We start from the raw sequence: 12,275 nt of genomic DNA, 5'->3' as shown, positions 1-12,275 counted from the left end.
GATACATATAATTTAAACTAATAAAAAAAAGGAATCATAATGATTCCTTTTTAGCTAATTTAAAGTTTAGGCTTCACGTTCAACCAGGGTCAAAATATCATAAGTCGCGACCAGCTCATTGCGCTGATTTTTGACTTTAATATCCCAGACCACCACACCATGGGGCTTCTGTGCCGGATCACGCAATGTTTTAGGCGTTTTCTGCTTACAGGTCAGTTCAACCTGCAGGGTGTCGCCAATTTTCACCGGTTCGACAAAGCGCAGATTGTCCATGCCATAGTTGGCAATGACCGGACCTGGAGCCGCATCGACAAATAAGCCGGCTGCAGCAGAAACCACGAAATAGCCATGGGCGACACGTTCACCAAATAGCGATTCCGCAGCAGCGATTTTATCCATATGCGCATAGAAGAAGTCACCGCTCAGACAGCCAAAGTTGACCAGATCGGCTTCTGTAACGCTACGTCTTGCAGTCAGCAAACGTTCACCAATACGTAATTCATCAAATGATTTTTTGAAAGGATGTACTCGGTCTTCAAAGACTTGAGCGCCGGCAGTCCAGCTATGACCCACTTGGGTCATGGCATTTGGCGAGCCTTGAATCGCAGTACGTTGCATATAATGTTTGACTGCACGTAAACCGCCCAATTCCTCACCCCCACCGGCACGACCCGGTCCACCATGAACCAGTAAAGGTAATGGAGAACCATGTCCGGTACTTTCTTTGGCACTTTCTGCATCCATAATATGCACACGGCCATGCCAAGGCGCAATTTTGCTCAGCAGCTGTTCGATGTTTTCATCGGTATTTCTTACGATGGAGGCGACCAGACTACCTTCGCCACGTGCCACCAGCTCAGCAAGTTGAACCAGACCGCTATAAGGCATTAAGGTGACGACAGGGCCAAATGCTTCTACCTTATGAATATGCTGTGCCTGTTCGGGCGCTGTGCAGACTAAAACCGTAGGTGGGTAGCAGGCTGATTTTTCAGGATTTTCGACCTGAAGAATAAAGTCCTGCCGCAAGTGACTACCAAATACAATCTCTGCATCCTGGCTGAGCTGTTCAACTTTTGCAGCGACATCATGTTTCTGTTTAACGCTGGCCAAAGCGCCCATGCTGACGCCTTCTTGAGCGGGATCGCCCACCACGACTTTTTTTAGTTTTTCAATCAGTCTGGTCTGTACGGTATGCAAAAGTGCGGCGGGAACAAAGGCACGACGAATTGCGGTACATTTTTGTCCGGCTTTGCTGGTCATTTCCCGGAAGACTTCACGGACAAATAAATCAATGCTTTCGTCATTGGCCTGTTCGGTCAAAATCGCGCTGTTGACCGAGTCGGCTTCCATGGTGAACGGAATCGAGTAGGCATTTAAGTGTGGATGAGAACGCAGTTTTTGCCCGGTTGAAGCAGAACCGGTAAAGGTCACAGTATCTTGAGGATTTAAATGATCAAACAAATCATAGATCTGACCGCAAATGAGTTGCAGTGCGCCTTCCGGCAAGAAGCCGCTTTCATGAATGGCTTTGACCACGGCATGGGTCAGCTCGGCACCTTCAGTGGCCGGTTTAACAATACACGGCACGCCCGCTAAAAGAGCAGGTGCGATTTTCTCCAGCATGCCCCAGATTGGAAAGTTAAAGGCATTGATATGGACGGCGACACCGGCTTTGGGACTGAGAATATGTTTCGCGCCAAAGCTGCCTTGCTTGGACAGAGGAATCCATGCATCTTCAACCCATGCGGTTTCATCACTCAGTTCACGGCGCACCAAACTCGAATAGGCATATAAGGTCCCAATCCCGCCTTCAATATCAATCCAGGCATCTTTACGGGTACAGCCTGTCGCCTTGGCCAGCTGGTAAAACGCTTCTTTGCGTTGCATCAAATACTGTGCCACTTGCTTTAGTGCATCGGCACGTTGATGGAAAGTCCATGTGGCAATCGTTGCGCCTTTTTGTTTGGCATACTTCACCACGGCCTGGGTATCGATACCCTGACTACCGACCTGATAAACCGCTTCACCGCTAATGGCATGATAAACCGTACGTAAATCAGCTTGAGCTGTGTATTCCTGACCATAGATCAGTGAGCTTAAGCTTTTGATGGCAATAGGATTATTTTGTGACTCAGTATCTTGATCATCCATTGCGCTTGAGTAGCTATCTAACTCTAACATGGTAAAACTCCATTTATGATACGGTTTAAAAAGTATTTTAATTTTGATGTTTCATAATTTGTGATTAAAAAGCTGAAATGTCAATCACAAATATGTGTTTAAGCAGGATGAGTAATAAAATAAAAAATATATTTATATAATAAACAATGGCTTATACAAAATAGACTTTTAAAATTAAATGATACCAATAAATATATATTGATTTTAATTATGTATCGTTTTAATTTGAATGTATCAACACTTGGGATAAGTGAGGCAACAATGAATCATCAACAACAAATTTTTGATCAAAAGATTGTAAAGGATATTTCTATCGAGCCGAAGGACTGGATGCCGGATGCTTATCGTAAGACCTTGATTCGTCAGATTGGTCAGCACGCACACTCTGAAGTGGTGGGCATGTTGCCCGAAGGCAACTGGATTACTCGTGCACCGACCTTGAAACGTAAAGCAGTGCTGATGGCGAAAGTCCAGGATGAAGCCGGTCATGCTTTGTATCTCTATAGTGCTGCAGAAACTTTGGGTGCGGATCGTGACGACATGATGGATAAACTGATTGCCGGTCGCATGAAATATTCATCCATTTTTAACTATCCAACCCTGAGCTGGGCCGATGTTGCAGCGATTGGCTGGCTGGTGGATGGGGCAGCGATTGTTAATCAGGTTGCGCTGTGTCGGACTTCTTATGGTCCTTATGCACGTGCCATGGTGCGCGTCTGCAAGGAAGAGAGTTTCCATCAGCGTCAGGGCTTTGAGGCCATGATGCAATTGGCCAATGGTACGCCGGAACAAAAACAATTGGCACAGGATGCAGTGAATCGTTTCTGGTGGCCGGCACTGATGATGTTTGGTCCAAGCGACGATAATTCACCGAATAGTGCACAAAGTATGCAGTGGAAAGTGAAGTTGTTCAGCAACGACGAGCTCCGTCAGAAATTTGTCGATAACACCGTATCGCAAGTCTTGCAGCTGGGGTTAACGGTTCCCGATCCAGACCTCAAGTTTAATGAAGCAACTGGACATTACCAATTTGGTGAAATCAATTGGGATGAGTTTTTTGCGATTCTTGCAGGCAAGGGACCTTGTAACCACGAGCGTATTGAAGCACGCCGCAAAGCGTGGGAAGGCGGCAAATGGGTACGTGATTCAGCAGCAGTCTATGCGAAAAAGCAGCAGCAACAGTCAGCCGCACAAAAAGTTGCTTAAAACAGTTTGATCAATATAAGGAAATTTGCTCATGAATAACAAAAACAACTGGTCACTTTATGAAGTGTTTGTGCGTAGTAAACAGGGTCTGAGTCACCGTCATGTCGGCAGCCTGCGTGCATCGGATGAGGAAGTCGCATTACAAAATGCCCGCGATGTGTATACCCGCCGCAATGAAGGTATCAGTATCTGGGTGGTTAAATCAGAATTGATTACCTCTTCACAACCGGATGAAAAAGCAGAATTTTTCGAACCATCGATGGACAAGGTTTACCGTCATCCAACCTTTTATAACATTCCGTCTGGCATCGAGCACATGTAAAGGAAAAGGTGAAGATTATGACAAATCAAGTATTGGCAGAATTTCTTTTACATATGGGTGACAGTCAACTGATCCTGTCACATCGTTTGGCAGAGTGGTGTGGTCATGCACCTGAACTGGAACTGGATATTGCCTTGGCCAATATTGGACTGGATTTACTCGGTCAGGCACGTACTGCACTCAGTCTGGCGGGTGAAGTAGAAGGGCAGGGCCGTGATGAAGACAAGCTGGCTTATTTCCGTACTGAGCGTGAATACCGTAATTTGCTGCTGTGCGAACAGCCGAATGGTGACTTTGCCCAGACTTTGGTGCGCCAGTGGTTGATGGATCACTACCACGCTTTATTGTTTCGTGCCTTAAGTGAAAGCCAGCATGCTGAGTTGGCTGCCTTTGCAGTGAAGTCACTCAAAGAAGTGAAATATCACCAGCGTTTTTCTACCACTTGGATGGAGCGCTTAAGTTTGGGTACAGCAGAAGCGCATGAAAAAACCCAGCAAGGTTTAAACCAGTTATGGCGTTTTACCGCGGAACTTTTTGTATTGACGGCTGAGGAAAAACAGCTGGTCGAGACTGGAGTAATTCCAGAAATTGAAACCTTAAAAGCACAGTGGCTGCAGACGATTACAGCCGAATTAGCCCGATTTGAATTAAGCCTGCCAGAGCTGGGCGCTTATCGTAGTGGTGCTAAACAGGGTTTACATACAGAGCATCTTGGTTTTGTTTTGGCCGAACTGCAATACATGCAGCGTTCATATCCAAACATGAACTGGTAATTTGACACAATCACAGGGAGTGAGTCGCATGAATCTGATTCGACACGTAGAAGATCAATGTTGGGACGTTTTGCAGCAGGTTTCTGATCCAGAGATTCCAGTATTGTCAGTGATTGATCTGGGCATGATTCGTGGCGTCGAGCTGAATCAGCAGGATGAAATTGTGGTGCGACTCACGCCGACCTATAGCGGCTGTCCGGCCACCGATGTATTAAAGGCAGAAATTACCCAGGCTTTCGAGGCGAACGGTTTGACGCCAGTCAAAGTGATTGTGGACCTTTCTGAAGCTTGGACCACGGACTGGATGAGTGAATCGGGCAAACACAAATTACAGCAGTATGGTATTGCACCGCCGCAAGGCCAGTCACATAGCTGCGGTACGCATGTCGCTTTAACAGATGGCATCACCTGTCCACAGTGCTTAAGTCACAACAGCAAATTATTAAGTGAATTCGGTTCGACCGCCTGTAAAGCTTTATATCAATGTCGGGACTGCTTAGAAACTTTTGACTATTTCAAATGTATTTAATTGTAACGATTGCGCGGTGGGCAGGGTAAACCAATAACAAGCCTGAACACCGCCAGCTAAAAGAAGGATTTTGCCATGAGCCAATTTATACCGTTAACCATTAAATCGATTCAGCCACAAACCGAGCAGGCGATCTGCATTGCCTTTGATCTCGAGCCTGAGCAGAAAGATGCTTTTCAATATCAGCCGGGTCAGCACCTGACCATTCGTCATTTAACCGATGACGGCGAACTGCGCCGCTGTTACTCCATTTGTAGTGATACTCAGGAAGACATGAGTATTGCGATTAAAAAAATTGATCAGGGGCAGTTTTCAACCTGGGCCAATGCGCATCTCAAAGCGGGCGATGTTGTAGAAGTCATGCCACCACAAGGTGTGTTCTTCCAAAAAGCAGCCAAAACGGGTGGCCAGAATTATTTAGGCTTTGCAGCAGGCAGTGGCATTACGCCGATCTTGTCGATTGTAAAGTCGGTGCTGAACGGTCAAGCGGAAGCAACATTCACCCTAGTATATGGCAACCGTTCCTGGAAACAGACCATGTTTTCTGAGCAGATCATGGACCTGAAAGACCGTTTTAAGGAACGTCTGCAACTGGTGAATATTTTTTCCCGTGAACTGAATGACAGCGAGATCTTTAATGGTCGGATCAATGCGGATAAATTGCAGCAGCTGTTTCAGGCCAATCTGATTTCAGCCGACACTGATCACTGTTTTGCCTGTGGTCCTGAAGAAATGATGGCAGCGGTCGAAACGGTATTACCGACCTGGGGCATTCAGCCCAGCAAGATTCACACTGAACGCTTCAATACCGGTACTGCACCGCGAGCAAGTGCACAGCAAATTGAAAGCCGCAGTGAAGAACGCGTCAATATTATTCTGGATGGCCGTGAGCTGATGGTTGAAGTATCCAAACAGGATGACAGTATTTTAGATGCTGCGCTACGTGCCGGGGCAGACCTGCCATATGCCTGCAAGGGCGGGGTCTGTGCAACCTGTAAATGTAAGGTGTTAGAGGGTCAGGTTGAAATGGCTGTGAATTACAGTCTGGAGGAAGATGAACTCCAGAAAGGTTATGTGCTGAGCTGTCAGGCACGCCCGATTACAGCCAATGTACGCCTGAGTTTCGATGAATAAAAGCTGAATTTACAGCACTGAGAACAGCAGGAGTTCAAGGATGACCTACATTAAAACCAGCTCACCCAAGCCAGGTGTGGTGCTGATTGAGCTGAATCGCCCGGAAAAGCGCAATGCTTTAAACAATGCCACCTTGCAAGACATTGCAGCCTGTTTACAGAACTTGGAAACAGATGCTGCGGTGAAGGCCGTGGTCATCACCGGAAATACGCAATGCTTTGCAGCCGGCGCTGATTTAAATGAGCTGGCGCAGTTAGATGTGGTCAGCATCCAGCAGGATCAGCGCCCGCTGCTTTGGAAAAAAATTGATGAATTTTCCAAGCCTTTAATCATGGCCGTGAATGGCTATGCCTTGGGTGCCGGTTTTGAACTGGCTTTGCATGGCGACATGATCGTCACAGGTGAGAATGCCCAGTTTGCCTTGCCTGAAATAGCTTTGGGGATGCTGCCAGGTGCGGGTGGCACACAGCGTCTGGCCCGTCTGGTCGGGCAGCAATTGACGATGCGCTGGGCCATGACCGGTGAAATGATTTCGGCACAGAGCGCATTGCAACAAGGTATTAGCAGCCAGGTCTGTCCGCCAGCTTTAACCGTGCAATACGCACTGGAACTGGCAGGAAAAATTGCCAAGCAGGCACCGCTGGCCATTCGTGCCATCAAGCAATCTTTAAAGTCGATTCATGAAGTGACTTTAAGTCAGGGACTTAAATTAGAGCGTCAACATTTTGTCTGGCTGGCTGCAACCCAGGATCGCCAAGAAGGCATCAATGCATTTTTAGAAAAAAGAAAACCAGAATTTAGAGGTGTGTAATGGAATATCAAACAATTATTGTCGAAGAAAAAAATGCAGTGGGCTACCTGACCTTTAACCGTCCCAAACAGCTCAACAGCTTTAATGAAACCATGCATCAGGAAGTCTCCAAGGTCATCAAGACCTGGGCCAAAGACAGTCAGATTCGTACCGTGGTGATTTCAGCTGAAGGTCGCGGTTTCTGTGCCGGTCAGGATTTAAATGACCGTGTGGTTGATCCGAATGCTGAGGCACCGGATTTAGGCCTGTCGATTGAAAAATACTATAACCCTTTGATCAAGCTGATTACCGAAATGCCAAAACCGGTGATTTGTGCGGTGAATGGTGTGGCAGCAGGGGCCGGCGCCAACATTGCCTTGGCCTGTGACATTGTGATTGCAGCAAAATCAGCCTCGTTTATTCAAGCCTTTTGCCGGCTTGGTTTGGTACCTGATTCAGGCGGTACCTGGTTCCTGCCACGTCTGGTTGGCCGTGCCCAAGCGATGGGACTTGCCATGCTCGGCGATAAAATTCCGGCTGAGCGCGCAGTGCAACTGGGTATGATCTGGCAAGTGGTTGAAGATGAACAACTGCAAGCAGAAGCGAAAAAATTGGCAGAACATCTGGCACAGCAACCAACCTATGGTCTGTCACTGATTAAAAAAGCCATTCATGCTGCAGCTGACAATAATCTGGATCAGCAGCTCATTCTAGAGCGTGATTTACAGCGTTTGGCCGGTCGGTCGAGTGACTATAAAGAAGGTGTACAAGCCTTTATGCAGAAACGTACGCCTGAATATAAAGGATGCTAATTCATGCAACAGCTCAATTTAGAACAAATAAAAGTTGCTGTGGTCGGTGCTGGGACCATGGGGATTGGTATTGCGCAACTGGCAGCCATGCATGGGCATCCGACCTATGTGTTTGATGTCGATCTCAGCAAAGTTCAGCATGCCTTATGTGCCTCAGGTCTGGATGCGATTGGACTTGCAGCACGCGCTATTAAATCGGGCGAAGCACAATTTGTTTTGGCCGGTGGGGTAGAATCCATGAGCCGGGCGCCTTTTGTGCAATCCAAACCCACCACAGCCTTTAGTCGTAGCCCTGAAATTTATGACACAACAATCGGCTGGCGTTTTATCAACCCAAAATTTAAAGCACAGTTCGGGGTCGACAGCATGCCAGAAACGGCAGAAAACGTCGCTGAAAAATACCAGATTAGCCGTGCAGATCAAGACCTGTTTGCCTATCACAGCCAGCAGAAAACAGCAGTAGCACAGCAAAACGGTATTTTTGCCGAAGAAATTCTGCCGGTAGAAGTCAAAGGTGCGAAGAAAACTACGCTTATCATTTCGCAAGACGAGCACCCGCGAGCAGAAACCACCCTGGAAAATTTGGCAGCTTTAAAAACCCCATTTCGTAAACAAGGCGGTTCGGTCACCGCCGGCAATGCTTCGGGTGTCAATGACGGCGCAGCTTGCGTATTGCTCGGCAATCAGCAGTTTGCCGAGCAATATGGTTTGAGCCCGAAAGTCAAAGTGATCGGGATGGCCAGCGCCGGTGTTGAAGCCAAATATATGGGCATTGGGCCAGTGCCAGCCGTACAGAAAGTCTTAAAGCAGACCGGACTGAGCTTAGAGCAAATGGATGTAATCGAGCTAAATGAAGCTTTTGCTGCGCAGTCACTTGCCGTGATTCGTGAACTGGGTCTGCCAGATGATGATTCGAGAATCAACCCGAATGGGGGAGCCATTGCCTTGGGACATCCTTTAGGGATGAGTGGCACGCGTCTGGTGATCACAGCCATGCATGAACTGAAACGTCGTAAGGGTAAATATGCACTCTGCACCATGTGTGTGGGGGTAGGACAGGGCGTTGCCCTGATTCTAGAAAATATGGATTAAGCACATCATTCAATTAATGAAATAAATCGTGGTCAGGATGACTGCGTCAGGAGTAAGAAGATGAATAACAATGCAATGGAAAAAATTGAAACGGTATCGGTGGATGAGTTACGCAGTGTTCAGCTTCAGCGTATGAAAAAGACCCTACAGCATGCATATCAGAACAGTCCGGTTTATAAAAAGAAATTTGATGATGCGGGTGTGCATCCGGATGATTTCAAATCACTGGAAGACCTGGCTAAATTTCCGTTTACCACCAAACAGGATTTACGCGATAACTATCCCTTTGGCATGTTCGCTGTACCCCAGGAACAGATCGTACGTGTGCACGCATCTTCTGGCACCACCGGTCAGCCTACCGTAGTCGGTTATACCCAAAATGACATCAATACCTGGTCAGATGTGGTGGCACGTTCTCTGCGAGCCGCCGGTTTGACCCGCAAAGATATTATTCAGGTGTCTTATGGTTATGGGCTGTTTACTGGGGGTTTAGGTGCACATTATGGCGTTGAACGCCTGGGCGCAACCGTAATTCCGATGTCGGGTGGTCAAACTGAACGTCAGGCGCAGCTGATTCATGACTTTAAGCCAACTGCACTTATGGTCACGCCATCTTACTGCCTGAATATTATTGAGGCGCTTGAGAAAAAATTCGGCACGGCAAAAGACTGTTCAATCAAAACTGGCGTATTTGGTGCAGAACCATGGACCAATGAAATGCGTAAGGAAATTGAAGAGCGTCTTGGTATTGATGCTTTGGATATTTATGGTCTGTCAGAAGTCATGGGACCCGGCGTGGCGATGGAATGTCTGGAATCCAAAGATGGTCCGACCATCTGGGAAGATCATTTTTATCCGGAAATTATCAATCCTGAAACCGGTGAAGTGCTTGAAGATGCTGAACTGGGTGAGCTGGTCTTCACCACCATTACCAAAGAAGGTATGCCGGTGATCCGTTATCGTACCCGTGACCTGACCCGTTTATTGCCAGGCACAGCCCGAACCATGCGCCGAATGGATAAAATTGTGGGACGCAGTGATGACATGATGATCATCCGCGGTGTCAATGTATTCCCCTCGCAGATTGAAGAGCAGATTTTAAGAATCCAGCAGCTCATCCCGAACTACCAAATTCAGATTTGTAAACATGGACATATGGATACGTTGCATATCCGTACCGAAATGCGTAAAGATAGTAGCGATATTATGGCGCATCAACTGGCGACCCAGCTGAAGGGCCAGATTAAAACCATGGTGGGTATTAGTGTGAGTGTGGAAGTGCTACCAGAAGGCACCCTGCCACGCTCTGAAGGTAAGGCACAGCGTGTATTTGATATCCGAAAGTCTGCATAAGCTCTACTGGATGATCGGTCGATGACTTATCATCCAGTTTTTAAAAGGTAAAGTTAAACGAAATGAATCCGAAATTAAAACAAATCATCGATGACTTTATTGGTAATGAAGCATTGAGCGGGACTTCATTAATCATGACCATTTTTGGTGACTGTATTTTTCACCGCGGTGGTATTATCAGTCTGGCCAGTTTAATCCAGTTGATGGATGTATTTGGTTTTAACGAGAGATCCGTTCGTACTGCGGTATTTCGCCTGGTTCAAAATGGCTGGCTGGTCTCGGAGAAAATTGGCCGCACCAGTTATTATCGGGTGACTGAAAGCAGCCGTCAGCGCTTTATGATGGCAGATCAAAAAATTTACAGTTTTACTCATCAGGAATGGGATCAGAAATGGGATCTGGTGCTGCTGAGTTCGGTCGAACTGGAAAACAAACTGCTCCTAAAAAAAGAACTGGAATGGTTAGGTTTTGCCAATATTGCCAGCAATGTCATGGCCTATCCGGGCTGTGATCACAACAAACTGCAAAACTTGCTGTTAAATTTAAAAATGACAGAGCAGGTGGTGGTGTTTAAGGCAGAAACTTTACTGTTATGGCAGGAATCTTATCCAACCGTGAAACGCATGGTAGAGACGAATTGGCCGGTTCAGGAGTTGCATCAGCGTTATGAAAAATTCATCGGGGTGTTTAGGGAATTTTTTCATTTAGTGGAAAATGAAGATGAGCTCGATCCGGTACAGGCCTTTCAACTACGAATTTTACTGATTCATCAATATCGTCGCATTTTATTAAAAGATCCCAACCTGCCCTTTGAACTGTTACCCTCAAACTGGTTATCCATCAATGCCCGGAACTTGAGCAGTAACTTGTACCAAACCGTGGTGGCTGCGGGTGAAGAGTTTTTCATGGAGATTGCACGAACCTCAGAAGGCTCCATGCCGCCTGTACATCCGCAGTTCTATAAACGCTTTGGTGGTTTGCGTCAGCAAGAAATCAGCTATTAAAGCAATCATTTATTAAAGTAATCAGATTTTAAAGTAATCAGATTTTAAAGGAATAAAACGATGCCTTGCTATGCCATAGATGGGGTGATCCCTGTGGTCAGTCCTCAAGCTTATGTTCATCCGACTGCGGTGCTGATTGGTGATGTAGTGATTGAAGCGGGAGTCTATATTGGTCCTTTCGCGGCCTTAAGAGCCGATTTTGGCGGGATTCGTATTAAGAAAAATGCCAATGTTCAAGACTCGTGTACCATTCATGGTTTCCCAGACAGCGTGACCTTAGTGGAAGAATACGGTCATATTGGGCATGGCGCAATTTTACATGGCTGTATTATTCGCAAAAATGTGCTGGTGGGCATGAACAGCGTGATTCTGGATGAGGCTGAAATTGGCGAGAATACCATTATTGGTGCCAATAGCACGGTAAAAGCCAAGGCTCGGATTCCTGAAAACTCACTGGCATTCGGTAGCCCTGCCAAGGTGATCCGTAGCTTGGAAGCTAAAGAAATTGCCTGGAAAACCAAGGGTACCGAACAATATATTCACTTAACCCAGCGCTGTTTGTCTACCATGCAGGAAGTTTTACCCTTGTCGGAAGATTCAGCAGATCGGCTTACCTATCAACATTTCGCTGCAGAACATGTCATCAAATCTAACAGTTGATTTTTAACCACGGCGAAAACAACATTTCAACCGATACTTTTCAAGCTGTCCGGGTTAACTGACCACTTGGGTAGATTTATTCAGAACCCAAGCTTGATTAGCACGAAGCTGTATAATCAAGCTTGCTCTCACTTGAAAAGCGTTTTGTTGATCCGTCTAAATATATCCAGCATCCCTTATGTTGCATATCCATACCTGCTATCAAGCGATTTGAATAAAATTAACCAGGCTGAATATGCTGATGTTTTCTAAGTTTTAGATGAGGTAAATTCATTATTGAAGATTTTAACCGCTTTATAAGATTATGACTCTTGTGCGCAACGACCCAAATAAAAAAAGCCGATAAAGAAGTGTTTAAGTCAAAAACTGAATTTAATTGATGCTCTTAAAATCACTTTTACACACCTATCTTTTAGCTA

General features: G+C 46.3%; 11 protein-coding genes and 1 pseudogene. 11 read left to right on the top strand and 1 reads right to left on the bottom strand.

The window, feature by feature from the left end:
* Positions 1-66 precede the first annotated feature (66 nt).
* Complete coding sequence (gene paaZ, locus AY606_RS13795) at positions 67-2,181, bottom strand: phenylacetic acid degradation bifunctional protein PaaZ (protein WP_067869860.1); 2,115 nt, start codon at positions 2,179-2,181, stop codon at positions 67-69.
* A gap of 261 nt (positions 2,182-2,442) precedes the next feature.
* On the opposite strand from paaZ, the gene paaA reads away from it, so the two are divergent.
* The 11 genes and pseudogenes from paaA (at position 2,443) to AY606_RS13740 (ending at position 11,856) form a co-directional block, all read left to right on the top strand.
* On the top strand, positions 2,443-3,387 hold the full coding sequence (paaA, locus tag AY606_RS13790) for a 1,2-phenylacetyl-CoA epoxidase subunit PaaA (protein ID WP_067869857.1): 945 nt from the start codon (positions 2,443-2,445) through the stop codon (positions 3,385-3,387).
* Between the two features lie 31 nt (positions 3,388-3,418).
* Positions 3,419-3,709 (top strand): 1,2-phenylacetyl-CoA epoxidase subunit PaaB, encoded by a 291-nt coding sequence (gene paaB, locus AY606_RS13785; RefSeq protein WP_067869854.1) that lies wholly within the window; start codon positions 3,419-3,421, stop codon positions 3,707-3,709.
* 17 nt (positions 3,710-3,726) lie between these two features.
* Positions 3,727-4,482: a 1,2-phenylacetyl-CoA epoxidase subunit PaaC gene (paaC, locus tag AY606_RS13780; protein ID WP_067869851.1), complete on the top strand. Its 756-nt coding sequence runs from the start codon at positions 3,727-3,729 to the stop codon at positions 4,480-4,482.
* Between the two features lie 28 nt (positions 4,483-4,510).
* Positions 4,511-5,011 (top strand): 1,2-phenylacetyl-CoA epoxidase subunit PaaD, encoded by a 501-nt coding sequence (gene paaD, locus AY606_RS13775; RefSeq protein ID WP_067869848.1) that lies wholly within the window; start codon positions 4,511-4,513, stop codon positions 5,009-5,011.
* Positions 5,012-5,086: 75 nt separating this feature from the next.
* Positions 5,087-6,145, top strand: coding sequence for a 2Fe-2S iron-sulfur cluster-binding protein (locus tag AY606_RS13770; protein ID WP_067869845.1), 1,059 nt, complete (start codon positions 5,087-5,089; stop codon positions 6,143-6,145).
* A gap of 40 nt (positions 6,146-6,185) precedes the next feature.
* Complete coding sequence (locus AY606_RS13765; protein WP_067869842.1) at positions 6,186-6,956, top strand: enoyl-CoA hydratase-related protein; 771 nt, start codon at positions 6,186-6,188, stop codon at positions 6,954-6,956.
* Positions 6,956-7,747 carry a 2-(1,2-epoxy-1,2-dihydrophenyl)acetyl-CoA isomerase PaaG gene (gene paaG / locus AY606_RS13760; RefSeq protein ID WP_067869839.1) on the top strand — a complete coding sequence of 264 codons (792 nt, stop codon included), beginning with the start codon at positions 6,956-6,958 and terminating at the stop codon, positions 7,745-7,747. Before AY606_RS13765 ends, paaG begins: the two co-directional genes overlap by 1 nt.
* Before the next feature lie 21 nt (positions 7,748-7,768).
* Positions 7,769-8,839: pseudogene (locus AY606_RS13755) on the top strand (acetyl-CoA C-acyltransferase); the annotation flags it as partial.
* 60 nt (positions 8,840-8,899) lie between these two features.
* Complete coding sequence (paaK, locus tag AY606_RS13750) at positions 8,900-10,192, top strand: phenylacetate--CoA ligase PaaK (RefSeq protein WP_067869836.1); 1,293 nt, start codon at positions 8,900-8,902, stop codon at positions 10,190-10,192.
* A gap of 62 nt (positions 10,193-10,254) precedes the next feature.
* A complete protein-coding gene (gene paaX, locus AY606_RS13745; RefSeq protein WP_067869833.1) occupies positions 10,255-11,196 on the top strand; it encodes a phenylacetic acid degradation operon negative regulatory protein PaaX in 942 nt (313 codons plus the stop codon).
* 60 nt (positions 11,197-11,256) lie between these two features.
* Positions 11,257-11,856, top strand: coding sequence for a DapH/DapD/GlmU-related protein (locus AY606_RS13740; protein WP_067869830.1), 600 nt, complete (start codon positions 11,257-11,259; stop codon positions 11,854-11,856).
* The last annotated feature ends 419 nt before the right edge of the window (positions 11,857-12,275 follow it).

The sequence above is a fragment of the Acinetobacter sp. SFB genome (assembly GCF_001647545.1).
In the GTDB taxonomy this organism is placed as follows: Bacteria; Pseudomonadota; Gammaproteobacteria; order Pseudomonadales; family Moraxellaceae; genus Acinetobacter.
The sequence above is the reverse complement of the archived record's forward strand: the minus strand, read 5'-3'. Positions and strand labels throughout refer to the sequence as shown.

Coding starts and splice junctions, on each gene's coding strand:
- paaB (WP_067869854.1), top strand. CDS start 3,419: ATGAATAACAAAAACAACTGGTCACTTTATGAAGTGTTTGTGCGTAGT.
- paaG (WP_067869839.1), top strand. CDS start 6,956: ATGGAATATCAAACAATTATTGTCGAAGAAAAAAATGCAGTGGGCTAC.
- paaC (WP_067869851.1), top strand. CDS start 3,727: ATGACAAATCAAGTATTGGCAGAATTTCTTTTACATATGGGTGACAGT.
- AY606_RS13765 (WP_067869842.1), top strand. CDS start 6,186: ATGACCTACATTAAAACCAGCTCACCCAAGCCAGGTGTGGTGCTGATT.
- AY606_RS13770 (WP_067869845.1), top strand. CDS start 5,087: ATGAGCCAATTTATACCGTTAACCATTAAATCGATTCAGCCACAAACC.
- paaA (WP_067869857.1), top strand. CDS start 2,443: ATGAATCATCAACAACAAATTTTTGATCAAAAGATTGTAAAGGATATT.
- paaK (WP_067869836.1), top strand. CDS start 8,900: ATGAATAACAATGCAATGGAAAAAATTGAAACGGTATCGGTGGATGAG.
- paaZ (WP_067869860.1), bottom strand. CDS start 2,181: ATGTTAGAGTTAGATAGCTACTCAAGCGCAATGGATGATCAAGATACT.
- paaD (WP_067869848.1), top strand. CDS start 4,511: ATGAATCTGATTCGACACGTAGAAGATCAATGTTGGGACGTTTTGCAG.
- AY606_RS13740 (WP_067869830.1), top strand. CDS start 11,257: ATGCCTTGCTATGCCATAGATGGGGTGATCCCTGTGGTCAGTCCTCAA.
- paaX (WP_067869833.1), top strand. CDS start 10,255: ATGAATCCGAAATTAAAACAAATCATCGATGACTTTATTGGTAATGAA.